The following is a 22760-nucleotide window of genomic DNA, read 5'->3' as shown; positions in this document are numbered from 1 at the left end:
TTTAAATACAGTCCCATTCTATAGGCACCAAATGGCCTTACTGAGCAAACTGAAGTCGATTCTCGGTATCGGTGATCGTCGTGAACGAAGCGATCAACCGTCCGAGACCTCTGTGACGGTCGAACGCCGGGCCAGCGAAGAGACGGACGAGACGTCGGCGGAGACGGACGAGACGTCGGCGGAGACTGATGGTGTGCTGGACACTGAGGATACCGAATCAGTAGACGAGGAGCCGACAGAAACAGTCGAGGACGAAACCGATGAGAGCCAGATGGATGTGGCGGCTTCACCCAGTTCGCAGACCGAATCAGGGACAACCGAAACCCAGTCGGCAACCGAGCCATCCGAAGCGACCGGACCGCCGTCAGAACCGCTTGACGAAAACGCAGATGACCTAACTGTTGGAGACGTTATCGATGAGGCCGAAACCGATCGAGCGGCTGACACCGACGACCAATCGCAGGAGGATACACCTTCTGACGCTGAGACCGAACCGGGGTCGACGACTGATTCGAGCGCAGATACCGACCAAACAGTCGATGAAGGCGAGGAGACTACTGCTGGAAACGGCCAACCGGTCGAACAAATAAAGGGGATCGGGCCCGCCTACTCGGACCGACTCAGCAACGCGGGCGTCGAGACCGTTTCCGAACTCGCTACGGCCGACGCCGAGGCGCTAGCTGACGAGATCGACGTTTCGCCGAAGATCGTCGGCGATTGGATCGACCGCGCCAGCGACCAGTAGGCCACACGGTTCTCATGCAGATCAGATTCACGTTTCTTTCGACATTTTCAGTTGTCAGTTCGCTGTTGCGCTGAATCGCGAAACTGTTACCCGCAGGCGGCCACTCACTGGCAGTATGCCGACACCGACCGTCGTCACTGATCGGACCTCCTTTCGGTCGGTGGCCGCTGATGCGCCACCGGGTGCCCGCGTCCCGATCGAGGTGCAGATCGACGTTGCAGACCCCTTCAGGGCCTATCGCCGTGCCCGCCACGGCCCCGGCGGCGTCTTTCTGGAAACCACGGGGGGCCAATCCGGTTGGGGATATTTCGCTGTCGAGCCGGTCGACCGACTCACCGTCTCTCCTGTCGCAGTCGTCGCCGACCGCGAACGGACCGGCGAAACCAGCGCGATGGGTGACTACCGGCGAGACACCCCGTCGCTGGCCGCCCTCGACGGACTGTTGGATGGCGAAACGCTCATCCGCGGGGACTGTTCGGTACCGTATCCGTGCGGGGCCTTCGGTTGGCTCTCCTACGACATTGCACGTGAACTCGAAACGCTGCCCGAGTCGGCCGTCGACGACCGGGGGTTGTCCCGTCTGCAAGTCAGTGTCTTCGACTGTGTGGCCGCATGGAAGGAACCGTGCGAGGAGTCGGTGACGCTACACATTACGTGCTGTCAACGGCTGCCTGACGAGACGGACCGGATGGGGCAAGCGGCGCTCGATGAGTGCTACGACGCAGCCCTCGAGCGAGCGACTGCTCTCGCCCGAGCGGCCGTCGACGCCGACCCGTCGGTTGGATCGCCGCCGGTAGACGTCTCCCAAGCCGAGTTCGAAAGCGACTGCGGCCGGGCGGCGTTCGCCGAGCGAGTCCGGCGGGTCAAACACTACATCCGTGAGGGCGATACGTTTCAGGCGAACATCTCCCAGCGACTCAGTGCGCCAGCGGCGGTCCACCCGGTCGAGGCCTACGACGCGCTCCGCCGGGTCAATCCCGCGCCCTACGCTGGATTGCTGGAGTTTTCGGGCCGCAATGGGGATCGCTGGAGTGGCGTCGACCTCGTCAGTGCGAGCCCGGAACTCCTCTTGGAGCGCGACGGCGACAACCTGCTCACCGAACCCATCGCTGGGACGCGCCCCCGTGGTCGCACCCCCGAAGCCGACAGCGCCTTGGAGGCAGATCTCAGGTCGGATGAAAAAGAACGCGCCGAGCACGCGATGTTAGTCGACCTCGAACGCAACGATCTCGGCAAAGTAAGCGAGTTTGGCAGCGTCGAGGTCAGCGAGTACCGTCGGGTCGACCGCTACTCCGAGGTGATGCACCTCGTTTCGCTTATAAACGGCGACCTCCGAGAAGATCGCTCACTGGCCGACGCGATCGCCGCTGTGTTCCCCGGCGGGACGATTACCGGCGCGCCGAAGCCGCGAACGATGGAGATCATCGACGAGTTGGAGCCCACCCAGCGCGGCCCCTACACCGGAAGCATGGGAATCTTCGGCTTCGACGGCCGGGCGACCCTCAATATAATTATTCGGACCCTAACACGGCACGAAGACAGCTATCAGCTTCGTGTCGGTGCTGGGATCGTCCACGATTCGGACCCCGACGACGAGTACGACGAAACAATGGCCAAAGGACGGGCTCTCGTCACCGCCATCGACGAGGCGTTGGAGTCCGGTCGACTGACCATCGAGGAGGCAACCGAATGACCGCCGCCGAGCCAGAGTTGGGGCGGGATCGCGCGGCGGGTGTCGTCGCCGGGAACGTCGGCGATGGCCCCCGAATTCTCGTCGTCGACAACTACGATTCGTTCGTCTACAACCTCGTCCAGTACGTCGGCGAGTTCGCCGGGGAGGTCGCCGTCCGACGAAACGACGCGGTCGACCTCGCGGCGATTCGTCGACTCGATCCCGATGGAATCGTGCTTTCGCCGGGGCCGGGCACACCACAATCGGCCGGAATCTCGATGGAGGTATTCGAACTCGATCGGCCGATATTCGGCGTCTGTCTCGGCCACCAAGCGATGTGTGCGGCGCTGGGTGCGCCCGTTGGTCATGCACCCGATGTGGTGCACGGCAAACCCTCCGAGATCAGCCACGATGGCGAGGGACTATTTAAACGGCTGCCCGAGTCGCTCCGAGTCGGTCGGTATCACTCATTGTGTGTCGACCGCGTCGACCTTCCGAACGAACTGATCGAAACCGCCCAGACGACCGACGAACGCGAGGTTGTCATGGGAGTTCGCCACCGTACCAAACCTCACTTTGGCGTCCAGTTCCATCCCGAAAGCATCCTAACCGACGACGGCAAGCGGATGGTCGAAAACTTCGTTCGCCTGTCTGGGGAGGCCAGCGATGACTGAGGAGCTGTTATATCACGTCGACGGCGACCTCGTGTCGGCCAGCGAGGCGACAGTCAACGTCCGTGATCGGGGATTTTTATACGGCGATGCGGCGTTCGAGACAATGCGCGCCTACGGCGGCGAGGTGTTCGAGTGGGACGCCCATATGGATCGGCTGGCCGGGACCTTCGAGGTCCTCGGGTTGGAGCACGACCTCTCGGCAGGCGACCTTCGAGAGCGCGTCGACGAGACGCTGGCGGCCAACGAGCTTCGCGAGGCTTACGTTCGGCTGTCGATCACCCGCGGCGTCCAGCCCGGCAAGCTGACGCCCGACACCGCAGTCGACCCAACGGTCGTCGTCATCGTTAGTGGCCTCCCCCGCGGCGGCCGCGGGAGTCAGCCGGTCTGGGACGGTCCGGCCACGCTCCAGACGGTCAGAACCAAGCGCGTCCCCGACGCGTCGATTCCCGCGCGAGCGAAGACCCACAATTACCTCAATGGGATTCTCGCCCGGCTCGAACTCCGGGTGACAGGGGCCGACGAGGCACTGATGGTCGACACCGAGGGCCACGTCACCGAGGGGGCGACGAGCAACCTGTTTTTCGTCCGCGACAACGCCCTCCGCACCCCGAGTCTCGACGGGCCCGTCTTGCCGGGGATCACCCGGCGCGTGGTGCTCGAACTCGCCCGCGAGGAAGGGATTCCAGTCGAAGAAGGCCAGTACACGCCTGGCGACGTTCGGCGTGCCGACGAGGTGTTTCTGACGAACTCGACCTGGGAGCTTCGGCCGGTCGAAACCGTCGACGGCCTGTCGGTCGGTGACGAGTCCATTGGGAGTGAGTCGACGGGAACGGCCGCCAGACCCGTGACGAGACTGCTGTCGGGAGTGTTCGACGCCCGAATCGAGTCGACTTACTATCGTTGAACAGTTTACATGGACGTTGATTCCTGAATGATTATACAGTTGTATGACAACTCTTGAGTATGGGTCTCCGTCTATCGAACTGGCCATCGACTCAACGACAACAAATCGGCCTGAGCGTGCTGTTTGCGATACTTTTGATCGTGAACCCGCTCTATCTTCCAGTGCTCGATCTCGATCTGTCGTCTCACACGTACGCTACTGAACAGGTGGAGGTCGAAAATGGGACGATCGAGGCAGAGGGTGAATCCTCCCGCGACGAACCGATCGACGGAATCGCCTGTTCTGCGTGGCGGTCCCTTGCGGAGTGTGCGTACGAGCGAGAACGCGTTCAGCAGGGGACGCTCAGTCTCAATACCTCCGTAATCCCGATTCATGTCGATACGCAGTACACGTACCATCCGACAGATGGCGAGTCGAACTACTATCACCGTTCTCTCGACGGTTCACCGTCGACCGAGAGGCTCGCTTTAGAGCCGGTCGACGCCGACACCGTCGTCGAATCGGTCGCTGTCTCACCGGATCAGCTCTCACCCCCTGCCCGGCTTGCGCTCTCCCTGGGAGAACTTCAGACCGATCAGCCACTCGCAGATGCAAACCGAATTATCGAGACGGATGCTGGATACGTGATGATCGTTGAGACACAGCGACACTATCTCCGCAGCGGTGACACTGTCGAAGCGCTGATCTCGCTACTCATGATTCTGCTTGGCTTCGCTGTCTTGGGGCGGAGCTACAAACGGCTTCCAACTGACTGGTGATCTGACTACTCTCGTTTCGAAAATGTATCCGAACCAAAGCCGACCATCCGAGAGAATACAGTTAACACGAATCAGTCGCAACCACCGATAATGACTGCCACGAGCCGAATTACGTCGACCGACGAGGTCCCCGACGAGACGACCCTGTTGTTTCGGGTGCGGCCCGTCGACAGCGAGGAACAACGCGAGGCGATTTTGGTCCGCGACGACGACGGAATCGCCTGCTGGCTCAACTACTGCCAACACTACACACATATCAAACTCGACAAGGGATCGGGTGCCGAGATGCGCAACGGAGAAGTGATCTGCACCAATCACGGCGCATACTTCGAGGCCGACTCCGGCCGCTGTACGTTCGGGCCGTGTGAGGGTGCCTTTTTAAATGAAGTGGAGATCGAGGTAGCTGACGGCGCAGTCCATCTGACAGACAATGAGTACGAGTTCGTCGGAACCGGCGCGATCGAGACTGACGCGGCCGATCTGGGGTCGACATCGAACTACAAATTCTGAATGCGCGGATTGCTGAGGGAGAAACTGTGTCGACAGTTGGTACACTATAGCTATTGAATACAGTAGCTCTTACACTGGTGCCGACGATCAGGAACGAACTGCTGTAAAAACAGTCTGTTAGTATAGCGAGGCGTGGATTTGAACTACGCCGACTTCGGTCGCTTCGCTCCGTCGTTGTTTACTTCAAATCCATTCCGAGCAATCCACACGGACTCGGGAATTTATGCCGAGCCAATACTCGGCGATGTAGTGTGAGTCCAAGAAATATAGCGGGAAGTAGATTTGAACTACCGATCTCCGGGTTATGAGCCCGGCGGAATCTCCTGGCTATCCCATCCCGCTATCATAGCGAATGCCATAGTTACGGTTAAGAGTTATGATTCAACCGCTGTATGGCAGTTTTGACCGAGTGAGTGGCTCGCACGAACCCCATCGTCGACGCTCTCCGACATAATCGATACCCAATTATGACCGCCGTGTGTGAGCCCAGATAGATGTCGACCGATCACTGGTGGTACCGCGCTGCTGTCGTCTGGGCAGGCCGACGCCGTCCCACACGCGCCGGCCAATACGGTGTCGACTCAGTGGTGTCGACAGGTACATCGAGGTCATGATGCGACTCAAACGGCTGCTTCCGGGTATCGGTGTGCTCTGTGTGGGGGCGGTACTCGCACGAGCCGTCGAATCGGTTACCGGCGTTCCTTCGCTACTTGTGGCCATCGGGCTCGGAGCCATACTGGTAAACGGCCCCGGCGTTCCGGGCCGCTATCGGCCGGGACTTGCGACACACGACTTCTGGCTTGCGGCCGGAATCGTGTTGATGGGTGCGTCGCTCACGCTCGGGACGATCCGTGAGGCCGGACTCATTGTCCTAGTGATCGTCGTGTCAGTAGCCGCGCTGACCATCGGCGTTGTCGAGGGACTCTCACGCCGTGTTGGTCTCGACGAGAAACTCGGCTCGTTGCTCGCGGCGGGCGCTGGGATCTGCGGGGTGTCGGCGGTCGTCGGGGTTGCTGGTGCGGTTCGCGCACGAGAGGACCATATCGCGTACGCGGCGGCCACCGTCCTGTTGTTCGACGCGATGACGCTCGTCGTCTACCCGGTTGCTGGCGAACTGCTCGGGCTCTCCGATGTCGTTTTCGGTATCTGGAGTGGTGTCAGCATGTTCTCGACGGGGCCGGTCGTCGCCGTGGGAGTAAGCTACTCGGAGACGGCCGGGCAGTGGGCGACGCTGACGAAACTCACTCGAAACGCGCTGATCGGGGTTGTCGTGATTGCCTACGCTGCCTCCTACGCCCGAACCGAAACCGACGGTCGACTCTCGGCGCGAACGCTCTGGGATGAGTTTCCGACGTTCGTCTTTGGATTTCTCGCCCTCGCCGTGTTTGCAAGCCTGAGTCTGTTTTCGCCGACACAGCTTTCGACGATCGACACCGCCTACAGCTGGTTGTTCAGCCTCGCGTTCGTTGGACTCGGGAGCGAAATCCATCTGGACCAACTCCGAAACACCGGACTCCGACCGATCCTCGTCGTGTTGGTGTCGTTGATAATCGGCAGTACGCTGTCGCTGGCCGTACTGATGCTGCTGTTTTAAACAAACAAAAACGGTTCTCTATCAGACCGAGAGTTCGCTGCGAGCTTTGACAACGTCGAGGGCCTCGGCGTCGATGGTGTCGACCTCCAGCCAGTGTGGAACGTACTGGCGTTTGTCGTAGGCTTCGCGCTCGTCTTCGGTGCCGATCGTACACCACAGCTGGACCTCCTCGGGACCGTGCCAGTCACCCTGGCGCTGGATGCCGAAACAGACCTGTTCGTCCCCATCGTAGTTGATGATCGCACCCTTGCGGATGCCGGGGTCGCCGTTGACGATGAGCTGTTGCATACCCCGAACAGCGGGCGGTTGCGGCTTAATGGCTTCGATGCAACAGCAAACACTGGCCCCAGCTGACGCCGTGTCGACGGTCTCGGTCGGACTCGGCGTCGACGGTCTCGGTCGGGCACTGGATTACGGAACTCTCGAGACGAGTCGACGGGTCTGTGTGAGCGAACCCCACGAAACCGGCTGCCGAGCGGCGGTTCGAACCAAACGGGTTTTAACGGCCCATACCAAACCTCCGGCAAGGTAGATCTCACTATGGAAATGCCACGCCGAATGAATACGTACTGTCCGCACTGCGATTCGCACTACGAACACGAGGTCGAGAAGGTCCGAACCGGCCGCTCGACCGGGATGAAGAAGGTCCAGGATCGCCAGCGCCGCCGCGCGAAGTCGACGATCGGTAACGCCGGCAAGTTCTCGAAGGTTCCCGGTGGCGACAAGCCAACGAAAAAGACGAACCTCAAATACCGCTGCAGCGAGTGCGGCAAGGCACACATGCGCAAAGGATGGCGTGCTGGCCGACTCGTCTTCCAGGAGTAATCATGGCAGGAACCTACATCCGCGTCAAATGCGGCGACTGCGAGAACGAACAGATCGTCTTCGGCAAGGCCGCGACCGCGGTCAGCTGTGCGGTCTGCGGGACGACCCTCGCAGTCCCCACCGGCGGAATGGCCCAGATCGACCACGAAATCGTCGAGACCGTCGAGGCTCGATAGTTTCACCCCGACTGAAGGATATTTATTCATGAAATACAGTGGCTGGCCCGAACCGGGTGACCTCGTCGTCGGCAAAGTCGACGAGATCGCCGACTTCGGCGTCTTCGTCGACCTCGAAGAGTACGAGAACAAACGCGGGCTCGCCCACATCAGCGAGGTCGCGAGCGGCTGGATCAAGAACGTCCGCGACCACGTCCGCGAAGGACAGACGGTCGTCGCCAAAGTCTTGGAAGTAAAAGAGGGCGCCCAGCAGATCGATCTCTCGATCAAGGACGTCAACGAGCACCAGCGAAAGGAAAAAATCCAGGAGTGGAAAAACGAGCAGAAGGCCGACAACTGGATGCTGCTTGCGCTTGGTGAGGAGGTCGACGACGAGACCTACGGCGCGGTCGCCAATGCCCTGCTCGCGGAGTTCGAGACGCTGTACGACGCCTTCGAGGCGGCCGCCATCCACGGCGAGGAAGCGCTCGAAGACACCGACCTCAGCGACGAGGAGATCGACGCTATCGTCGAAACTGCCCGCGAGAACGTTTCTGTCCCGTACGTCAACGTCTCGGGGTACGTCGACCTCGAGTGCCCCTCGCCCGAGGGCGTCGACGCGGTCAAAGAGGCACTCAAGGCCGCCGAAGGCAACGGCGAGATCCCCAAAGAGATCGAACTCACGGTGTCGTACGTGGGCTCACCGGAGTACCGGATCAAGGTCCGTGCGCCCGACTACAAGACTGCCGAGCGGGAACTCGAAGCCAGCGCCGACCGTGCCAAAACGGCTATCGAGGCCGCCGGTGGCTCGGCCCGCTACCACCGCGAACGCAGCGAAGACGACGAGTAGGGATGAAATCTGATATTCGTGTGTGCGCCGAGTGGGAGACCGAACACGACCGGCCGGTGTACAGTCTCGGCGAGACGTGTCCGGTGTGTGACGCACGGACCGAGAACAGCGCACCAGCGCCGTTTAGTCCGGAAGACCCGTACGGCGAGTACCGACGGTCTCTTAAGCGGCGCGTACGCGAGTAGGTGCATGAACGAGATCGACATCGAACACGTTGCAGAGCGCTCGCTCCGTGATCCGGTTCTCATCGAAGGACTGCCGGGTGTCGGCCACATCGGCAAGCTCGTCGCCGAACACCTCGTCGAGGAGTTCGACAGCGAACTCGTCCGTCGCGTCTACGCCGAGGAGTTTCCCCCACAAGTAACGGTCGACGACGAGGGCGTCACCGATCTGACGGCGGCCTCGTTTCACGCCATCGAAACGCCCGACGAGACGCCGGACCTGCTCGTGTTGACCGGCGACCACCAGGCCTCGACGAACGCTGGCCACTACCGGCTCACCACCGCGTTTCTCGATGTGGCCGAGTCATTCGGCGTCGACCGCGCCTACGCACTCGGTGGGGTTCCGACCGGCGAACTCGTAGAGGAGTACACGGTTCTCGGAGCGGTCACGAACGCCGACTTGAAAGAACCGCTCGGAGAGGCGGGCGTCGAGTTCCGCTCGGATGAACCTGCTGGCGGCATCGTTGGCGTGAGTGGGTTGTTGTTGGGCCTCGGCGAGCGCCGCGACATCGACGCCACCTGTCTGATGGGCGAAACCAGCGGCTATCTGGTCGACCCGAAAAGCGCACAGGCCGTTCTCGAAGTCCTCGAAGACGTTCTCGGCTTCGAAGTCGACATGAGCTCGCTGGAAGATCGCGCTGAGGAGATGGAAGAGGTCGTCGGGAAGATTCAAGAGATGCAGTCCCAGCAACAACAGCAGGTGCTGCCGGACGACGAACTCCGGTACATCGGCTGAGTCGCTGCTCCATCTCCGTCTCGATTCTCGGTTTTGTGTCGAGTTATCCCCGTTTCTCCTCCCCAATCTTCCCGCTTTATCCGTTACCTAACGATAGTAGCTACTGTTTACTCACCAGTAACCTCTGCCTACTCCTCACTGGAAGAGCGGTAGATTCGTCGACCGGTCGGCACAGTTGTCACGCGGTGAGACCGGTGAGTCGGACTGAGCCAAGCTTTTACCACGCTCAGTACGAGGAGTCGGTATGACCACTGTTCGTGTTGCCGGTGTCGGGCTCACGCCGTTCGGAGCTCACGGCGACCGTGCCGGGCGTGAGCTGTTCGCGGCGGCCGCACTCGCCGCCTTCGAGGATGCGGGCGTCGACCGAGACGCGGTCGAGCAGCTCAACTACGGCAACTTCATGGGCGCACTCGCCGAGCACCAGGGCCACCAGGCCCCGCTGATGGCCGAAGCCGCCGGTCTGACCTGTCCGGCGACACGCTATGAGGAGGCGTGTGCCTCGTCGGGTGTCGCGGTCCGCGAGGCAGTCAGGGCAATCCGATCCGGGGAGGCCGACGTGATTTTGGCGGGTGGAATGGAGCGGATGACCACGCTCGATACCGGGAAGGCGACCGCTGCGCTGGCGATTGCGGCCGACGAACTGTACGAGGTGCGCGCGGGGGTCACGTTCCCGAGTGCGTACGCCCTGATGGCGCGGGCCTACTTCGAGCGCTTCGCCGGCGACCGCGAGGATCTGGCACACATCGCAGTCAAAAACCACGCCAACGCCGTCGACAACGAGTTCGCCCAGTACCAACGCGAGATCAGCGTCGACCAGGCCCTCGACAGCCCGCCGGTTGCCACGCCGCTGCACCTGTTTGATGCCTGTCCGATCACCGATGGGGCGAGCGCTGTCCTGCTGGTTTCCGAGGCGTACGCCGACGAACACGGGATCGACGCCCCGGTGTCGATCACTGGCAGTGGACAGGGCGGCGACAACCTCGCGCTCCAGGATCGAGAGACGATGGCACAGACGCCCGCGACGACGGCCGCCGCCGAGGAGGCGTACGCGGACGCGTCGATCACGGCCGACGCGGTCGACTTCGCCGAGGTCCACGACTGCTTTACGATCGCCGAGGTGTTGGCCATCGAATCGCTCGGCCTGTTCGAGCCGGGTGAGGGGATTTCAGCCGCCCGCGAAGGTCGGACGACCGCCGACGGCGAGATTCCGATCAATCTCTCGGGTGGATTGAAAGCGAAAGGTCATCCGGTGGGTGCGACCGGCGGCAGTCAGATCGTCGAGATCACGCGCTTGCTTCGGGGTGATCACCCCAACAGCGATGCGGTAGCGGGGGCCACCGTCGGTGTTGCACAGAATGCAGGTGGGACGGTCGCCAGTGCGGTCGTCCACGTTCTGGAGGTCGACCGATGACAGCGAGTTCACCGACACCCGACCGGAGTGACGATCGACCGGCGACCTACGACGAGTGGCTCGCCGCCATCGAGGCCGGCGAGGGGTTCTATCTCGAATCACCCGACGGAGATGGCTCGTTGCCGCCTCGGTTGATCTGTCCCCACTCGGGGTCGACGGAGCTCTCTCGAACGCGACTCCCCGAGACGGGAACCGTCGTGAGCTACACGGTGGTCCACGTCGCTGCCTCGGCGTTTGCCGACGACACGCCCTACGTGAGCGCGGTCGTCGAGTTCGGGCCGGTCCAACTCACCGGCGTCGTGCGAGGTATAGACCACGAACGGGTCGACGTTGGTGACGAGGTGCGTGTGGGTGTCGAACAGCGCGAGACGACCGACGATCGGCTCGTCGTCTTCCGGCCTGCCTGATTGGACTTCTTACGTGGCTGTTTGCACAGCAGGTTCGGCGTCGACCCAGTCGTCGACCACGTCGACGAACTCGGCGGGGAACTCGACGTGTGGGAGAAGATACGATTTGTCGAACACAACGAGCGTCGCGTCCGCCTCGTCGGCCAGTGTGCGGCCATCCGACAGCGGCGTGATGTCGGCGTCGCGTCCCCAGACGATCGTCGTCGACACGTCGAGCGACCGTATTGCCGCCGCAAGGTCGACGTCGCTATTTAAATAGCCGCTGACGAACGAGGCGGGGGCGAACCGCGCGTTCGGCTGGTGGGCGGTCTGCCACTCGTAGGCTTGCCACTCCTCGGTGGCCTTGGTTGGATCGTAGTAGCCGTGATCCGCGTTGAAGTAGCGGATCGACGGTTTCGACGCGATGAGGTTGTACAGCCCCTCGCCGATGACAGGGGCTCGAATCAGCTCTCTGAGCCACTGTTTGGGGGGGTGCGGGCCAGCGATGGCGGTCGGACAGATAAGCAGGAGGTCACTGAGCGTGTGGTTGTTTCGCCCCTCGGTGAGCGCGGCCAGCGTATGAGCGGCTGTCAGCGACGAGGCGATCACTGCTGGCGAGTCGAACTCGGCTAGAAAGTCGTCGACGAACTCGGTGTACAGGGTCGCCGAGTACTGCAGCGGCGGCCGATCCGAACGACCGAACCCCGGAAGGTCCGGCGCGACGACGTGGTACTCGTCGGCGAGCCGGTCGAACACCTCACGGAACTCGCCGCTGGAGGCGGCGGCGTTGATGCCGTGGAGCAAGACGAGATCCGGATCCTCCGGATCGCCAGCCTCGGTGTAGGCGACGGTGAGTCCACGCCATCTGTAGGTTTCCTGTCGACCGTCGAGTGCGGATGGCAGTTCACCAGCGCGTGCTCGGAGTCGACGGTTGAGCGCGACGAGACTACCGACGCCAGCGAGAGCCGAACCGAATAGCGTGCGGAAGGACATACTACCCATTCGGCGAGCAGAAGTATAGTAATTAGCTCGACAACGCGTAGCCGCGATCGATTTCGTTAGCTCGCTGTCTGATCGTACGCCGAGTCGAGTCGTTCGATGAGATCACCGATCGGCAGGTTGATCCCGGCCCGTCGGGCGACGAGCGCGACCGGCAGCAGCAGGATACCGAGAACGACGGTGAACTGGTACAGGGCAAATACGGTGAACCGCGAAACCGTTTCTATCATGACCGTAAGTGTGAGGCTCTTCCACCTGTATATAAATGTGCCGTCCCGCTGGTTCGGAGTACCCCCGCGCAGTCATGCGATTAAAGTAGAGTTGGACCGACTCCAACCAACGTGGTGCTTTGGTGACGGCTCGTTCGTAAACAGCGTGGCCCACTAGCTACATCGCTATAACTTATGAGAAACCCGCCCTTGGCTTGCGCCTATTTGTGGCGCGCAGTGTCGTGGCTCGTGGGACCGAGTCTCGTGGGCACCGTGAACCACAAGACACGAAACCCTCGGGCGCTTGGTCACTGTAATGAGTAACTATCTCGTTGCGATGGAAGCCGCCTGGTTGGTCCGCGATGTCGAGGATATCGATGATGCGATCGGGGTTGCGGTGAGTTCGGCTGGCAAGCGCCTCAATCAGAAGAACAAGGAGTACGTCGACGTCGAAGTCGGCGTCACTGGCTGTCCGGCCTGTGGCGAGCCGTTCGACTCGGCGTTCATCGCCGCCGACACCGCGCTGGTGGGGCTCGTCTTGGAGATCGACGTTTTCAACGCCGACAGCGTCGAACACGCCTCTCGGATCGCCAAAAGCGAAGTCGGTGGCGCGCTCAGAGATGTGCCGCTGTCGGTGATCGACGTCATCGAGACCGACGGCAACGACGAGTAGCACCGGATCTGCCACCGACGAAAGCTTTTCAAATAACTTCGAGTAATAGCAGCTATGGAACTGCCGACGCCACAGGACCTCAGAGAACGCCGGACGGCCCTCGGGCTGACCCAGAGCTCGCTCGCCGAGTCGGCGGGTGTCTCCCAGCCGTTGATCGCCCGAATCGAGGGCGGCGACGTCGACCCCCGGCTGTCGACGCTTCGTCGCATCGTCAACGCGCTCGACGAGGCTGAAGGGGAAGTCGTGCGGGCAGCGGATCTAATGCACAAAGAGGTGATTCACGTCGCGCCCGACGACTCGGTTCGCGAATCGATCGAGACGATGAAAGCCGAGGCCTACTCGCAGCTTCCGGTGCTCCAAAACGGGATTCCGGTCGGCTCGATCAGCCAGAGCGACGTGATTCGCGCCGGCGAAGACGTGGGAGACCACCCCGTGACCGAAGTGATGAGCGAGTCGTTTCCCACAGTTGCGACTGATGCGACCGTCGACGAGATTCGGAACCTGTTGGAGCACTACAAGGCCGTGATGGTGACCGACAGCGGCGAGACGGTCGGCATCATCACCGAAGCCGATATCGCTGCCCAGCTGTCGTAGCTCTCTCTCGACTCTCGAGTCAGGTCGACCGCGCGGGTGGGTGTGGTCACCACGCTCGACGGCAAGGCGGAAGGACAATCTCTTTTAGCCGGACGCTCGGAGACACTGTATGTTACTAACCGTCTCTGGGCCGCCCGGCAGCGGCAAGAGTACGAACGCCGCCGCGTTGGCCGAGCGGTTCTCCCTCGACCACGTCAGTGGCGGCGACATCTTCCGCGAGCTCGCCGCCGAGCGGGGCTACACGCCCGTCGAGTTCAACGAACTCGCCGAAACAGACGAACAGATCGACCGGGATCTCGACCGTCGACTGTACGAAATCGCCGTCGAGCGCGACGATATTCTCCTCGAATCCCGTTTGGCTGGCTGGCTGTCGGGCGACCACGCGGACGTCAAGATCTGGCTCGACGCCCCACAGGAGATCCGCGCCGAGCGCATCGCCGACCGCGAAGACAAACGCGTCGAACTCGCCCGAACCGAGACGACGCGCCGTGAGAACAGCGAAGCGCTTCGCTACAAGGAATACTACAACATCGACATTCGAGACCTCACGATCTACGATATCACCTGCAACACGGCCCGCTGGGGTCCGAAACCGATGCAGGAGGTTCTCGCGACCGCCGTCGACGCGTACGATCCGGCCGTTGATGAGGGGAAAGCGCCCGTTGAGGACGTTGTCTACGATTTCTAACGATGCGACGAGGCTTTATAAATGACTGACCCGCTTCGTTCCCCACCCGACGAGCGCTCGGCGGCCGAACTGCTCGCGTTCGGCGTCGTCAACCTCGACAAGCCCGTCGGTCCGTCGGCCCACCAGGTCGCCGGCTGGGTTCGTGATCTCGCGAGCGATGCGGTCGACGATCTCGCAGTCGACGGACCGACCGTCGACCGGGCGGCCCATGCCGGCACACTCGACCCGAAGGTCACGGGCTGTCTGCCCATGTTGTTGGGCGAGGCGACCCGCATGGCCCAGGTGTTTCTCGAAGGCCACAAGGAGTACGTCTCGGTGCTCGAACTCCACGGTCCTGCGCCCACGAACCTCGAAGCCGTGCTTTCGGAGTTCGAGGCACCGCTCTACCAGAAACCGCCGCGCAAAAGCGCGGTCTCGCGCCGACTCCGCGTTCGGGAGATCTACGAACTCGACCTGCTCGATCTGACCGACCGCCAGGCGCTCGTCCGGGTCGAATGCGAGAGCGGCACCTACATCCGCAAACTCTGTCACGACCTCGGTCTCGCGCTCGGAACCGGTGCCCACATGGGCCATCTCCGCCGGACGTCGACCGATCCCTTCGACGACTCCTCGCTCGTGAACCTCCAAGAGTTCACCGACGCGCTCGTCTTCGCCCGCGAGGGCGACGAAACCCTCCTGCGCGAGGTCGTCTCGCCGGCCGAGCGTGCGCTGACACACCTCCCGCGCGTCGAGATCGCACCGTCGGCGGCCCGGTCGGTCGCCACCGGCGCACCCGTTTACGCCCCCGGCGTGATCAGCGTCGACAAGGATATTGACGATATCGCCCACGGCGCGCTCGTCGCCTGCTATACGCCCGACGGCAGCGCGGTCTGTCTGGGAACGATGGCTGGTGACCCCGAAGCCGACCGCGGTATCGCGGTTGAACTCGAACGCGTGTTGATTTGATTCAGGAGTCGTCGCCAACCCGTCGCGTTGGCTGACAGACAGCCGAATCCGGGGGAACACTCTTTGCGGAAATGTTGCAATGTAGTCATATGTCTCTCGCTCGCCACGGGACCGGACCGACTGCGGCGCTCGGTGCGTTCGGCTCGCAGATCCACCCTGTGTTCATGTTGCCACCGGTGGCCGCCTCGGCGTTCGGGGCCGTGCTTGCCGTCGACTTTTCGGCTCCGCTTGCCGCCCTGCACATGGCGACCGCCTTCTGCGCCTTATACGTCGCTCACCTCAAGGACGGCTACGTCGACTTCTACGTTCGCGGCGAGGACGACGACCACCCGCTGTCGGCGCTGGGCTGTCGGGTTGGTCTCATCGGGGCGTCAGTTCTGTTTTTCGTGGGCTGTGCTGCGTTGTGGTATCTCGTCGACCCGATCGCCGCGCTGATAACGCTGCCAGGCTGGCTGATCGGGTACCTCCACGCCCCACAGTTGGATATGAACCCCATCGGTGCGACCGCGGGCTACCCCGCGGGGATCGGAATCGCGCTTCTCGGTGGGTTTTACGTCCAGACGTCGACGCTGACGCCCGCCGTCATCGCCTACGCGCTGGTGTTCACGACGATTCTCTGTGGGATCAAAACGGTCGACGACGCGACCGACTACGCGTACGATCGGTCGATCGGCAAACGAACCGTCGCGGTGGTACTGGGTCGACAGCGCGCGCGACAGTTCGCACACTTGTTGATGCTCGCCGGGATGGCGACGGTGGTGGGGCTGGCTGGCGTCGGGGTGTTTCCGTCGACCGCCGCGCTCGCGGCCGTAGCGTTCGGGGCTGTGTTCGTGATTTCTCGGCAGGCCGACGAGAAACACGCGACGATGCTGTTGATCCGGGGTTCGTACCTCTTTTTGGCCGTGTTGGTCGTCGCCGCGTGGTTTCGGCCGTTTCAGTAGCTGGCAGTTCTGGTGAGGCTGTTCGTTCGGGGTCGATGGTGTTTCACCGGTCGAGACGTCGAATTCGCCCGGAGCTTTTTCCACCCGCGGAACCCACACTCGTCAATGAATCACGACATTTCGATGTTCGGACGGTACACCTACCTCGTCACCGAGTTGTTTTGGGGTGCGGTGGCCGCCGTGTTGCTCCGGCGGAGCGGATCAGAACGCCGTGCCGCCCGGACAGTGCTCGCGCTGTATCCCATCGGCTACCTCTGGGATCGCTACACGCTAGACGTGGGGGTTTTCGAGATTCCCCTGCGCACGGGCGTCGACATCGCCGGGATTCCGCTCGAAGAACACCTCTTTATGCTCGTCGTGCCGTCGATGGTGATCGGTGTTCACGAGACGCTGTGTGAGAAAAGCGAGTCGGATGGCGTGTCGACGGCTGGCAAACCGCACGAGGGGGCCGGGTCGACGAAACGAAGCAGTTAAACAACTCGCTCGCATCGCTTTGCATGCGGGACCGTGGGGTAGTGGTATCCTCTGCGGATGGGGTCCGTAGGACCTGAGTTCGACTCTCGGCGGTCCCATAATAAATTTTAGACAATCGTTCGAAAGCCGCTATTTTTACTGATACTATGTCTGTGATTGGCAAAACTGCGAGCTGTTTATATGTGGATACTACTCCAATTTTCACTGAGTACTTGTAACCTTGCTATCGACTATACCCGAAAAAATAGCGTAAAGGTTCGATTACTCAGGGAACTCGCCCGAACCGAGCGTGTTGGAACTGCCACCGTCTTCCCACACAACTCGGACCGTGTCACCTTCGTCGTAATCAGCTTCTCCGCCCCATTCATCGTTATCTTCGGAATCCATCTCACTTCCTGCAGAGATTTCTCCGTCGTTATTACCCCATTTATATTGGTCCTCATTGAATTCATCACCAGCGACAGTGAGCTTGATCGTACTGTTGTCCAGTGTATCTCCGCCTTCATGCGAGACCGTAACGTTTCGATCGTCCGTGAAGTCGAAGTCGAGCGATGCTGACGGGGTACTGGTCGACGCCTGATCACCGAGTCCAAGAACGAACGAACCGATAACGGCCGCGAGAATGACTGTAATCGCCACCATCAGGATGACCCCGATAACTGGGGACACCGCTCGTTCTTCCGTATTGAATAGTTCTTTGAAATTCATTGTTGGAGTGGTCCACAGTTGTGCAACAGTTTCCAGAGCCCATCGCGAGCGACTGATCCGCGGGTCAGGTACGCCACTCGCATTGCGGTGGTCACCGTTGTCTTATGTGGTTGATGGTTACTTGCTCTCAAGCATACTTATAGGTTTTCGCGGTATTCTCAAATTCGATAAGAAGGGGCACCCACATTCTGTACTCAACGGGAGCGATTGTACAGTACACTCACGTCTGTTTGTCGTCGCTTTTCGGCTCCGTCGACCGATTCTCTGGCCGCCGACTGTCGGCTGGCCGACCACTGGCAACCGTGGGCTCGGTTTCGGGCTCGCGCGGACGTCGGGGGTTCGGTCGACCGGTGAGCGAGCCGCCCGGAATGGGCGCGTGCGACCGGCGCTGTCGACGCTGCTGGAGATCCCACTCCTCGAACATGCCGTACTCACGCATCGTCGTCAGCCCCGCGATCGCCGCCCGGAGCTTGATCCCGACGAGCGGAATGTCGGCAATGCCGATGACGACATCGGCTTCGAGCACGACGCCCCGTTGGAGAAGGACATCCAAGAGGTCGACGATCACGTCCTCACTGTCGGCGGTCGGCTCCACCGGTCTCACCTCCCTGACTGTCGATCTCCGGGGCGAACGTGTAGGGGGCCCACGGTCCGGTGAACCGCACCTCGACGCCGGGTTCGGAAGCGATCTCGTCGAGTTCCTCGCCCAACGCCTCGGCCCCGTCGTCGGTCGCCAGCACCGCGAACCGAGCGATCGGCTCGGACTTCGTAGCGCGGTCGACCTGATCTGAGTCGATCTCAACGCTGAGCGACCGCCGGGCACCGAGCGATTCGAGCGCGTCGACGTGGGGGGCGATCCGGTCGGCGAGCGAGCGGGTTTGCTGGCGGCGATGCTGGCGGAGTCGGTCGGTCAGCTGGGAATCGTACTGCTGTTCGAGCAGATACGCGGTGCCCGACTCAGCGTCGTCGATTCGCTGGCGGAGCCGTGACAACTCGTCGTCGGCCGCGGCGATTTCGGCGCGGGCGTCTTCGTGATGAGTAACTTCCACGCGATACTCCCAGTGATCGGCGAGCGCCGACAACTCGGGTTCGAGCCGATCGGCTTCCGACCGAAGCCACTCGCGGACAGCCCGCTCGCCGCCGGTCAGGATCGTATCGAACTGAAACGGGATCGGTGTGTCGAACGCCTTGCCTGCCTCGTCGACGACCCGTTGGTGCGCCAGGAGCCACCGTTGGATCGTCTGTGGATCGTCGGTGTCGTACAGCGAGTCGCAGGCGTGGACGACCGCACCCACATCACCGGCGGTAACGACCGACACCGGTTCGTCGTCGATCCCTTCGGTCGACCACCCCTCGCCCGAGAGGTCGGCTGATGGTATATAAACCAGGCAGTACAGATACTGGCCCTGTTCGATCTCACTCATTCCAGATCCTCCGGTGTCGACGAGTCGGCCACCGGGCGCTCGGCCGATGGCGTCCCGAGGTCTTCGAGAAACGAGAATCCCGGCTGAGACTCCTCGTCGACGCTGTGGATGGCGTCCTCGACGAGATGCGAGAGGGAGGTTCGAAGACGAGAAACGTCGTCTTCGATTCCCGTGTCGGCTTTGAGCCGGTCGAGTTCGTCGTGAAGTGCGGCCAGCTGGCTCCCGAGCCGCTCGATTTCGGCATCGGTTAGCGAACCCGACTCCATCCGACGGATCGCTTCCCCTTCGAGCGCCTCGACGAGCAGTTCGACGATCGCGATCACCAGCGATAATAATCCGTCGCTGGCCTCCTCGCCGTCGAGATTAATCGTCTCCATCGTTTTCCTCGGACTCTTTGTCGGATGCATCGGTCGACGCTGAACCGTCGGACTCCGATTCCTCGTCGCCCGATGAAGCTGACTCGTTGGTTTCGTCTGCGTTGCTCGGATCACTCGATTCGCTGGCTTCACCGGATTCGCCCGAATGGGCTGGTTCGTGTCTCGACCCAGCGGGGACTGCCACCGGCGGCCGGACGGTCCACGTCGCGGTTTCGTCGTCTTCGTCGATAATGTCGGGCTCGCCGCCAGTTGCTCGAATCGTTTCGAGGTGGTTCCGCCGACCCGTGATCTCGTTGATTCGATCCGTATCGGTGCCGTCGGGGAACTCCAGGCCGTACTGGGCGGCCGTCTCGAAGGAAGCGATTGCTGCCCGGAGATGGATTCCCAGGAGTTCAGTCTCGCCGATGGTGACGATGATATCGGCGTTGACGACGATTCCCTTGTCCAGGAGCATCTCGACAACATCCGCGAGTGAGTCCTTCGTGCGCATTGGGCCAGCGCCACTCATCGCTCGTCACCCCTCTCATCAGCCGTCTCCTCGGCAGCCGGTTCGTTGGCTGTCTGTTCGTCAGCAGTATGTGTGTCTGCCCGCTCCTCGTCGACTGCCTCCTCACGGTCCGATTGTTCGTCGACTGATTCATCCTCTGCGGCTTTTTTATCGGCTTGTTTTTCGGTCATGAGTGTGTCGAACCGTCTGCCGTAGATCCGGCGTCGACTCGGCCCCGTCGAGTGCCGGACGTTTCGTGGCACCGTCGAGGCTCTGGAGGCGTCTTTTGGTGGGCCACGATGTGTCGTCAGTGTCGAAAAGGCAGTGGGGTTCCGCGAACTGGGCTGGTCGACTCCATCGAACCGCGCTTGGTTCGCCGCGCGAAGCTCGTCGAGTCGAGCGTGGGTTTCGACCAGCAACTCCCGAAAGCCGTCGATAGCGCTGTCGAGTTGGGCCTGCGTCGCCGCCTGAATCATTTCGGGGTCCGTGAGAGCACCCATTCGGCCCTCCTCGTCGTCACTGCCGGTGAGATCATCCATCTCCAGACCGTCGAACAGCCCGCCATCCTTTCCTTCCTCGTCGCCAGTCAGCGAGCCGATCGTGTCCGAAATATCGCCTTTCGACCCCATGAGTTCGGTGAGGTCGACGGCGTCCCACAGCTGGCCGAACTCGATGAGTTTGCGGAGGTTTTTGAGTTCGACTGCATCGCCGAGCTCGCCGGATTCGAGCGCCTCGGGAAGCGAGTCGAGATCGACGACCGAATCGAGGTCGTCGAGGTCGAGGGTATCAAGCAGTTCGTCGGTGTCGGTCGTTTTCAGAACGTCCTGGATCAGGTTTACGAGATGCAAAAGCGCCTGGAGCTTGCCCTTTTCGGGGTCCTCGTCGCCCTCTGTCACCGATTCGAGTATCGATTTGGCCAGCCCGACGAGTGGCCCAAGCTGTGAGAGATCGAGCTCACTGACATCTGGAAGGGTGTCTGTATCGAGATCGTCGACGCTATCGAGATCGCCCAGATCACCGAAGTCGTCGAAATCGCCGAGGTCGTCGACCGCGTCCACGTCGAGCGACTTGTCGTCCGACTCAGTCATCGAATGCGACCTCCGAATCGCTGTGGTCCAGTCGGATCTCCAGGACGCCGTTGTTGTAGGTGGCCGTCCGGACCGAGTAGTCGTCTTCGGGCAGCGTGACGCGCGCCAGTTGCTCGTCGCCAGCGGCCACCGTCAGCCGTCGACCGGTCACGCCAGCCCGGAGCGACTCGGGGTCGACCACCGGGAGGTCGACGGTCACACTTGCGCCGTCGAGCGTTTCCTGGACGCTAACGGGGTGGTCCGGTGCTGTGTCCGCGGCAGTGCTGTCGGTCCTCTCAGCGCCTCCGAGGCCCAGATTGACGCTATACTCGTACTGGAACGCCGTATTGGCCGACTCCCGATGGCCCGCGCCTCGTTCAACGGATCGTCCGGACTCGTCGAGTTTTTGAATCGTTTCGAGGAGCTGTCTGAGCAGCCCCGAAACGCCGCCTCGTCGGGCGTCTGGCTCGCCTGACTCGGGTCGGTCCGAGTGGTCATCATCCCGGTCGTCAGAGGGTGGGATGTCTGTCATCGCATGACCTCGACTTTGCCGCGCGTCTGTTCGTGTGCTTCACGCGCGATTTCGAGCTGTTCTTCGAGGTCGTCGTTCAGACGTTCGTACTCGGCTTCCGACCGCTCGCCGAGCTCGTACAGCAGCCTGTTTTCTTTGATCTCGTTTTGGATTTCGGCGATGTTGTACATCTCGCTGATCGCCATCGAGTGGATCGCTTCGACGATGGAGACGAACGGGTTGATCAGCAGGTCGTCGACGACGATCATGATCGCTGGCCCTCCGCGCCGATATTGATGTCGACGAAGTTGTAGGGGGCCCACGGCCCGTTGTACTGGACGTGGAGATCATCGCCGTACTCGTCTGTAATCTCGCTCACGGCGTCGTCGAACGCCGTCTGTGCGTCGCGCTCGACGAGATACGATCGGTTGAACACCAGCCGGTCGCTGTACAGCTCGTTGCCAGCCTCGGTGTCGGCCACCTCGCGGAGCCGCGTGGCGACATTCTCGACGACAGCAGGGCGGTCGACTGTCGCCTCGTCCTTCGTCACGAGTTTGACACCGAGTTCGACCATCCCGTCGAGATCGTTGAGCGACCGCCGGAAGGCAACGTGACCGTTTCGGAGGATGTTTTTGAGCGTTTTTTCGTTTTTAAACACCATGCCGAACCGCATCGGGATGACCGTGCGGCCGCCCTCGGACTGGAGGACCGCCCGAAGCACCTCGTCGTGGGCGGCGGCGTTCTCGTCGGTCCGTTCGGGCTCCATCGTCTCGATCTCGCTGACGACTGCCGACAGCGACCGGTAGTCGACGGTTGTGATCGATTCGGAGCCGTCGACACCCGCGACGTCGACATCAAGTGGGGCCTGCTCGATAACGCCGTAGGTGTAGCGGTTCGTACTCATCGGCAGTCCCGACGGCCGAACCGAGGGGTCAGTCGGCGGTTCAGCGTGGTTTCTGGGGGGAGCGATTCGTGGGACATCGGTTTCTCGTGAATGGTTGGGCCCCGACGTGCTAAATAGTGATGGTCAACTGGTACAAAAGAGTGAATACCGTTATATTGGAATGGTTCTAACCCGCGTTTTTCTGGGTATAGAGAGCCTGTCTAAGAATTCTCACACTCTCAGTCATCGATATCGGTCGAAGACACCGCAGTATAATTTGCTCAACCGATCCAGTAGCGTTGACAAAAAGAGAGCCAAACTCAGCTATCTGGCGATCGT

General features: G+C 61.5%; 33 protein-coding genes and 2 tRNA genes. 22 read left to right on the top strand and 13 right to left on the bottom strand.

The window, feature by feature from the left end:
* The first annotated feature begins 31 nt into the window (after positions 1-31).
* The 6 genes from O2S87_RS10545 (at position 32) to O2S87_RS10520 (ending at position 5263) form a co-directional block, all read left to right on the top strand.
* The gene (locus O2S87_RS10545) at positions 32-745 is read left to right on the top strand and encodes a helix-hairpin-helix domain-containing protein (protein WP_475408752.1); all 714 of its coding nucleotides are present in this window, start codon (positions 32-34) and stop codon (positions 743-745) included.
* Between the two features lie 115 nt (positions 746-860).
* Positions 861-2438: an aminodeoxychorismate synthase, component I gene (gene pabB / locus O2S87_RS10540; RefSeq protein ID WP_475408751.1), complete on the top strand. Its 1578-nt coding sequence runs from the start codon at positions 861-863 to the stop codon at positions 2436-2438.
* Positions 2435-3091: an anthranilate synthase component II gene (locus O2S87_RS10535; protein ID WP_475408750.1), complete on the top strand. Its 657-nt coding sequence runs from the start codon at positions 2435-2437 to the stop codon at positions 3089-3091. The genes pabB and O2S87_RS10535 overlap by 4 nt, the downstream gene beginning before the upstream one ends.
* Positions 3084-3995: an aminotransferase class IV gene (locus O2S87_RS10530; RefSeq protein WP_475408749.1), complete on the top strand. Its 912-nt coding sequence runs from the start codon at positions 3084-3086 to the stop codon at positions 3993-3995. Before O2S87_RS10535 ends, O2S87_RS10530 begins: the two co-directional genes overlap by 8 nt.
* A 59-nt stretch (positions 3996-4054) precedes the next feature.
* Positions 4055-4753 carry a hypothetical protein gene (locus tag O2S87_RS10525; RefSeq protein ID WP_475408748.1) on the top strand — a complete coding sequence of 233 codons (699 nt, stop codon included), beginning with the start codon at positions 4055-4057 and terminating at the stop codon, positions 4751-4753.
* 90 nt (positions 4754-4843) lie between these two features.
* Entirely contained in the window at positions 4844-5263 is a 420-nt protein-coding gene (locus O2S87_RS10520; protein ID WP_475408747.1) for a Rieske (2Fe-2S) protein, read from the top strand.
* Between the two features lie 267 nt (positions 5264-5530).
* Here the strand turns inward: O2S87_RS10520 and O2S87_RS10515 are convergent.
* Positions 5531-5605, bottom strand: a tRNA-Met gene (locus O2S87_RS10515).
* 271 nt (positions 5606-5876) lie between these two features.
* On the opposite strand from O2S87_RS10515, the gene O2S87_RS10510 reads away from it, so the two are divergent.
* Positions 5877-6857, top strand: a complete 981-nt coding sequence (locus O2S87_RS10510) for a YeiH family protein (RefSeq protein ID WP_475408746.1) — start codon at positions 5877-5879, stop codon at positions 6855-6857.
* Between the two features lie 21 nt (positions 6858-6878).
* On the opposite strand, the gene O2S87_RS10505 is transcribed toward O2S87_RS10510, so the two are convergent.
* The gene (locus tag O2S87_RS10505) at positions 6879-7145 is read right to left on the bottom strand and encodes an HAH_0734 family protein (protein ID WP_475408745.1); all 267 of its coding nucleotides are present in this window, start codon (positions 7143-7145) and stop codon (positions 6879-6881) included.
* Positions 7146-7173: 28 nt separating this feature from the next.
* On the opposite strand from O2S87_RS10505, the gene O2S87_RS10500 reads away from it, so the two are divergent.
* The 8 genes from O2S87_RS10500 (at position 7174) to O2S87_RS10465 (ending at position 11462) form a co-directional block, all read left to right on the top strand.
* Positions 7174-7389, top strand: coding sequence for a hypothetical protein (locus O2S87_RS10500; RefSeq protein WP_475408744.1), 216 nt, complete (start codon positions 7174-7176; stop codon positions 7387-7389).
* Positions 7390-7397: 8 nt separating this feature from the next.
* Entirely contained in the window at positions 7398-7682 is a 285-nt protein-coding gene (locus O2S87_RS10495) for a 50S ribosomal protein L44e (RefSeq protein WP_475408743.1), read from the top strand.
* Positions 7683-7684: 2 nt separating this feature from the next.
* Positions 7685-7858 carry a 30S ribosomal protein S27e gene (locus tag O2S87_RS10490; protein WP_475408742.1) on the top strand — a complete coding sequence of 58 codons (174 nt, stop codon included), beginning with the start codon at positions 7685-7687 and terminating at the stop codon, positions 7856-7858.
* A gap of 28 nt (positions 7859-7886) precedes the next feature.
* Positions 7887-8687, top strand: a complete 801-nt coding sequence (locus O2S87_RS10485) for a translation initiation factor IF-2 subunit alpha (RefSeq protein ID WP_475408741.1) — start codon at positions 7887-7889, stop codon at positions 8685-8687.
* A gap of 2 nt (positions 8688-8689) precedes the next feature.
* A complete protein-coding gene (locus tag O2S87_RS10480; protein WP_475408740.1) occupies positions 8690-8872 on the top strand; it encodes an RNA-protein complex protein Nop10 in 183 nt (60 codons plus the stop codon).
* A gap of 4 nt (positions 8873-8876) precedes the next feature.
* Positions 8877-9644: a proteasome assembly chaperone family protein gene (locus O2S87_RS10475; RefSeq protein ID WP_475408739.1), complete on the top strand. Its 768-nt coding sequence runs from the start codon at positions 8877-8879 to the stop codon at positions 9642-9644.
* Positions 9645-9888: 244 nt separating this feature from the next.
* The gene (locus tag O2S87_RS10470) at positions 9889-11055 is read left to right on the top strand and encodes a thiolase domain-containing protein (protein WP_475408738.1); all 1167 of its coding nucleotides are present in this window, start codon (positions 9889-9891) and stop codon (positions 11053-11055) included.
* Positions 11052-11462 (top strand): Zn-ribbon domain-containing OB-fold protein, encoded by a 411-nt coding sequence (locus O2S87_RS10465; protein ID WP_475408737.1) that lies wholly within the window; start codon positions 11052-11054, stop codon positions 11460-11462. Before O2S87_RS10470 ends, O2S87_RS10465 begins: the two co-directional genes overlap by 4 nt.
* Before the next feature lie 9 nt (positions 11463-11471).
* Here O2S87_RS10465 and O2S87_RS10460 read toward each other — a convergent pair whose 3' ends face one another.
* The gene (locus O2S87_RS10460; RefSeq protein ID WP_475408736.1) at positions 11472-12434 is read right to left on the bottom strand and encodes an alpha/beta fold hydrolase; all 963 of its coding nucleotides are present in this window, start codon (positions 12432-12434) and stop codon (positions 11472-11474) included.
* Between the two features lie 65 nt (positions 12435-12499).
* Complete coding sequence (locus tag O2S87_RS10455) at positions 12500-12670, bottom strand: hypothetical protein (protein ID WP_475408735.1); 171 nt, start codon at positions 12668-12670, stop codon at positions 12500-12502.
* Positions 12671-12965: 295 nt separating this feature from the next.
* On the opposite strand from O2S87_RS10455, the gene O2S87_RS10450 reads away from it, so the two are divergent.
* The 7 genes from O2S87_RS10450 to O2S87_RS10420 all read left to right on the top strand — a co-directional run bounded on the left by O2S87_RS10450 (position 12966) and on the right by O2S87_RS10420 (position 17062).
* Complete coding sequence (locus tag O2S87_RS10450; RefSeq protein ID WP_475408734.1) at positions 12966-13322, top strand: DUF555 domain-containing protein; 357 nt, start codon at positions 12966-12968, stop codon at positions 13320-13322.
* Positions 13323-13376: 54 nt separating this feature from the next.
* Positions 13377-13916 carry a CBS domain-containing protein gene (locus tag O2S87_RS10445; protein WP_475408733.1) on the top strand — a complete coding sequence of 180 codons (540 nt, stop codon included), beginning with the start codon at positions 13377-13379 and terminating at the stop codon, positions 13914-13916.
* A 109-nt stretch (positions 13917-14025) separates the two neighbouring features.
* Positions 14026-14604, top strand: coding sequence for a (d)CMP kinase (cmk, locus tag O2S87_RS10440; RefSeq protein ID WP_475408732.1), 579 nt, complete (start codon positions 14026-14028; stop codon positions 14602-14604).
* Positions 14605-14625: 21 nt separating this feature from the next.
* Positions 14626-15549 carry an RNA-guided pseudouridylation complex pseudouridine synthase subunit Cbf5 gene (locus tag O2S87_RS10435; protein ID WP_475408731.1) on the top strand — a complete coding sequence of 308 codons (924 nt, stop codon included), beginning with the start codon at positions 14626-14628 and terminating at the stop codon, positions 15547-15549.
* An 89-nt stretch (positions 15550-15638) separates the two neighbouring features.
* Positions 15639-16490 carry a UbiA family prenyltransferase gene (locus O2S87_RS10430; RefSeq protein ID WP_475408730.1) on the top strand — a complete coding sequence of 284 codons (852 nt, stop codon included), beginning with the start codon at positions 15639-15641 and terminating at the stop codon, positions 16488-16490.
* Positions 16491-16595: 105 nt separating this feature from the next.
* Entirely contained in the window at positions 16596-16964 is a 369-nt protein-coding gene (locus tag O2S87_RS10425; protein ID WP_475408729.1) for a lycopene cyclase domain-containing protein, read from the top strand.
* A 27-nt stretch (positions 16965-16991) separates the two neighbouring features.
* Positions 16992-17062, top strand: a tRNA-Pro gene (locus O2S87_RS10420).
* Between the two features lie 163 nt (positions 17063-17225).
* On the opposite strand, the gene O2S87_RS10415 is transcribed toward O2S87_RS10420, so the two are convergent.
* The 9 genes from O2S87_RS10415 to O2S87_RS10375 form a co-directional block, all read right to left on the bottom strand.
* A complete protein-coding gene (locus tag O2S87_RS10415; RefSeq protein WP_475408728.1) occupies positions 17226-17672 on the bottom strand; it encodes a type IV pilin domain-containing protein in 447 nt (148 codons plus the stop codon).
* 220 nt (positions 17673-17892) lie between these two features.
* Entirely contained in the window at positions 17893-18267 is a 375-nt protein-coding gene (gvpM, locus tag O2S87_RS10410) for a gas vesicle protein GvpM (protein WP_475408727.1), read from the bottom strand.
* Positions 18245-19096 (bottom strand): gas vesicle protein GvpL, encoded by an 852-nt coding sequence (gene gvpL, locus O2S87_RS10405; RefSeq protein ID WP_475408726.1) that lies wholly within the window; start codon positions 19094-19096, stop codon positions 18245-18247. Before gvpL ends, gvpM begins: the two co-directional genes overlap by 23 nt.
* On the bottom strand, positions 19093-19473 hold the full coding sequence (locus O2S87_RS10400; protein WP_475408725.1) for a gas vesicle protein K: 381 nt from the start codon (positions 19471-19473) through the stop codon (positions 19093-19095). Before O2S87_RS10400 ends, gvpL begins: the two co-directional genes overlap by 4 nt.
* On the bottom strand, positions 19460-19981 hold the full coding sequence (gvpJ, locus tag O2S87_RS10395; protein ID WP_475408724.1) for a gas vesicle protein GvpJ: 522 nt from the start codon (positions 19979-19981) through the stop codon (positions 19460-19462). The genes O2S87_RS10400 and gvpJ overlap by 14 nt, the downstream gene beginning before the upstream one ends.
* Positions 19978-21048, bottom strand: coding sequence for a hypothetical protein (locus O2S87_RS10390; protein ID WP_475408723.1), 1071 nt, complete (start codon positions 21046-21048; stop codon positions 19978-19980). The genes gvpJ and O2S87_RS10390 overlap by 4 nt, the downstream gene beginning before the upstream one ends.
* Positions 21041-21559, bottom strand: a complete 519-nt coding sequence (gene gvpH / locus O2S87_RS10385) for a gas vesicle protein GvpH (protein WP_475408722.1) — start codon at positions 21557-21559, stop codon at positions 21041-21043. Before gvpH ends, O2S87_RS10390 begins: the two co-directional genes overlap by 8 nt.
* The gene (gvpG, locus tag O2S87_RS10380) at positions 21556-21807 is read right to left on the bottom strand and encodes a gas vesicle protein GvpG (protein WP_475408721.1); all 252 of its coding nucleotides are present in this window, start codon (positions 21805-21807) and stop codon (positions 21556-21558) included. The genes gvpH and gvpG overlap by 4 nt, the downstream gene beginning before the upstream one ends.
* The gene (locus O2S87_RS10375; RefSeq protein ID WP_475408720.1) at positions 21804-22442 is read right to left on the bottom strand and encodes a GvpL/GvpF family gas vesicle protein; all 639 of its coding nucleotides are present in this window, start codon (positions 22440-22442) and stop codon (positions 21804-21806) included. Before O2S87_RS10375 ends, gvpG begins: the two co-directional genes overlap by 4 nt.
* Between the last annotated feature and the right edge of the window lie 318 nt (positions 22443-22760).

Source organism: Halohasta sp. A2 (assembly GCF_056175805.1).
Note: the sequence above shows the minus strand (reverse complement) of the source record. Positions and strands in the feature narration are given on the sequence as shown.

Excerpts from the sequence above, each read along its gene's own strand:
- gvpG (WP_475408721.1), bottom strand. The coding sequence starts at position 21,807 with ATGATCGTCGTCGACGACCTGCTGATCAACCCGTTCGTCTCCATCGTC.
- O2S87_RS10470 (WP_475408738.1), top strand. The coding sequence starts at position 9,889 with ATGACCACTGTTCGTGTTGCCGGTGTCGGGCTCACGCCGTTCGGAGCT.
- gvpH (WP_475408722.1), bottom strand. The coding sequence starts at position 21,559 with ATGACAGACATCCCACCCTCTGACGACCGGGATGATGACCACTCGGAC.
- O2S87_RS10530 (WP_475408749.1), top strand. The coding sequence starts at position 3,084 with ATGACTGAGGAGCTGTTATATCACGTCGACGGCGACCTCGTGTCGGCC.
- O2S87_RS10430 (WP_475408730.1), top strand. The coding sequence starts at position 15,639 with ATGTCTCTCGCTCGCCACGGGACCGGACCGACTGCGGCGCTCGGTGCG.
- O2S87_RS10490 (WP_475408742.1), top strand. The coding sequence starts at position 7,685 with ATGGCAGGAACCTACATCCGCGTCAAATGCGGCGACTGCGAGAACGAA.
- O2S87_RS10415 (WP_475408728.1), bottom strand. The coding sequence starts at position 17,672 with ATGAATTTCAAAGAACTATTCAATACGGAAGAACGAGCGGTGTCCCCA.
- O2S87_RS10425 (WP_475408729.1), top strand. The coding sequence starts at position 16,596 with ATGAATCACGACATTTCGATGTTCGGACGGTACACCTACCTCGTCACC.
- O2S87_RS10475 (WP_475408739.1), top strand. The coding sequence starts at position 8,877 with ATGAACGAGATCGACATCGAACACGTTGCAGAGCGCTCGCTCCGTGAT.
- gvpJ (WP_475408724.1), bottom strand. The coding sequence starts at position 19,981 with ATGAGTGGCGCTGGCCCAATGCGCACGAAGGACTCACTCGCGGATGTT.
- cmk (WP_475408732.1), top strand. The coding sequence starts at position 14,026 with ATGTTACTAACCGTCTCTGGGCCGCCCGGCAGCGGCAAGAGTACGAAC.
- O2S87_RS10500 (WP_475408744.1), top strand. The coding sequence starts at position 7,174 with ATGGCTTCGATGCAACAGCAAACACTGGCCCCAGCTGACGCCGTGTCG.
- O2S87_RS10520 (WP_475408747.1), top strand. The coding sequence starts at position 4,844 with ATGACTGCCACGAGCCGAATTACGTCGACCGACGAGGTCCCCGACGAG.
- O2S87_RS10480 (WP_475408740.1), top strand. The coding sequence starts at position 8,690 with ATGAAATCTGATATTCGTGTGTGCGCCGAGTGGGAGACCGAACACGAC.
- O2S87_RS10435 (WP_475408731.1), top strand. The coding sequence starts at position 14,626 with ATGACTGACCCGCTTCGTTCCCCACCCGACGAGCGCTCGGCGGCCGAA.
- O2S87_RS10510 (WP_475408746.1), top strand. The coding sequence starts at position 5,877 with ATGCGACTCAAACGGCTGCTTCCGGGTATCGGTGTGCTCTGTGTGGGG.
- O2S87_RS10445 (WP_475408733.1), top strand. The coding sequence starts at position 13,377 with ATGGAACTGCCGACGCCACAGGACCTCAGAGAACGCCGGACGGCCCTC.
- O2S87_RS10525 (WP_475408748.1), top strand. The coding sequence starts at position 4,055 with ATGGGTCTCCGTCTATCGAACTGGCCATCGACTCAACGACAACAAATC.
- O2S87_RS10455 (WP_475408735.1), bottom strand. The coding sequence starts at position 12,670 with ATGATAGAAACGGTTTCGCGGTTCACCGTATTTGCCCTGTACCAGTTC.
- O2S87_RS10485 (WP_475408741.1), top strand. The coding sequence starts at position 7,887 with ATGAAATACAGTGGCTGGCCCGAACCGGGTGACCTCGTCGTCGGCAAA.
- O2S87_RS10390 (WP_475408723.1), bottom strand. The coding sequence starts at position 21,048 with ATGACTGAGTCGGACGACAAGTCGCTCGACGTGGACGCGGTCGACGAC.
- O2S87_RS10375 (WP_475408720.1), bottom strand. The coding sequence starts at position 22,442 with ATGAGTACGAACCGCTACACCTACGGCGTTATCGAGCAGGCCCCACTT.
- O2S87_RS10465 (WP_475408737.1), top strand. The coding sequence starts at position 11,052 with ATGACAGCGAGTTCACCGACACCCGACCGGAGTGACGATCGACCGGCG.
- O2S87_RS10495 (WP_475408743.1), top strand. The coding sequence starts at position 7,398 with ATGGAAATGCCACGCCGAATGAATACGTACTGTCCGCACTGCGATTCG.
- pabB (WP_475408751.1), top strand. The coding sequence starts at position 861 with ATGCCGACACCGACCGTCGTCACTGATCGGACCTCCTTTCGGTCGGTG.
- O2S87_RS10505 (WP_475408745.1), bottom strand. The coding sequence starts at position 7,145 with ATGCAACAGCTCATCGTCAACGGCGACCCCGGCATCCGCAAGGGTGCG.
- O2S87_RS10450 (WP_475408734.1), top strand. The coding sequence starts at position 12,966 with ATGAGTAACTATCTCGTTGCGATGGAAGCCGCCTGGTTGGTCCGCGAT.
- O2S87_RS10400 (WP_475408725.1), bottom strand. The coding sequence starts at position 19,473 with ATGGAGACGATTAATCTCGACGGCGAGGAGGCCAGCGACGGATTATTA.
- O2S87_RS10460 (WP_475408736.1), bottom strand. The coding sequence starts at position 12,434 with ATGTCCTTCCGCACGCTATTCGGTTCGGCTCTCGCTGGCGTCGGTAGT.
- O2S87_RS10545 (WP_475408752.1), top strand. The coding sequence starts at position 32 with ATGGCCTTACTGAGCAAACTGAAGTCGATTCTCGGTATCGGTGATCGT.
- O2S87_RS10535 (WP_475408750.1), top strand. The coding sequence starts at position 2,435 with ATGACCGCCGCCGAGCCAGAGTTGGGGCGGGATCGCGCGGCGGGTGTC.
- gvpL (WP_475408726.1), bottom strand. The coding sequence starts at position 19,096 with ATGAGTGAGATCGAACAGGGCCAGTATCTGTACTGCCTGGTTTATATA.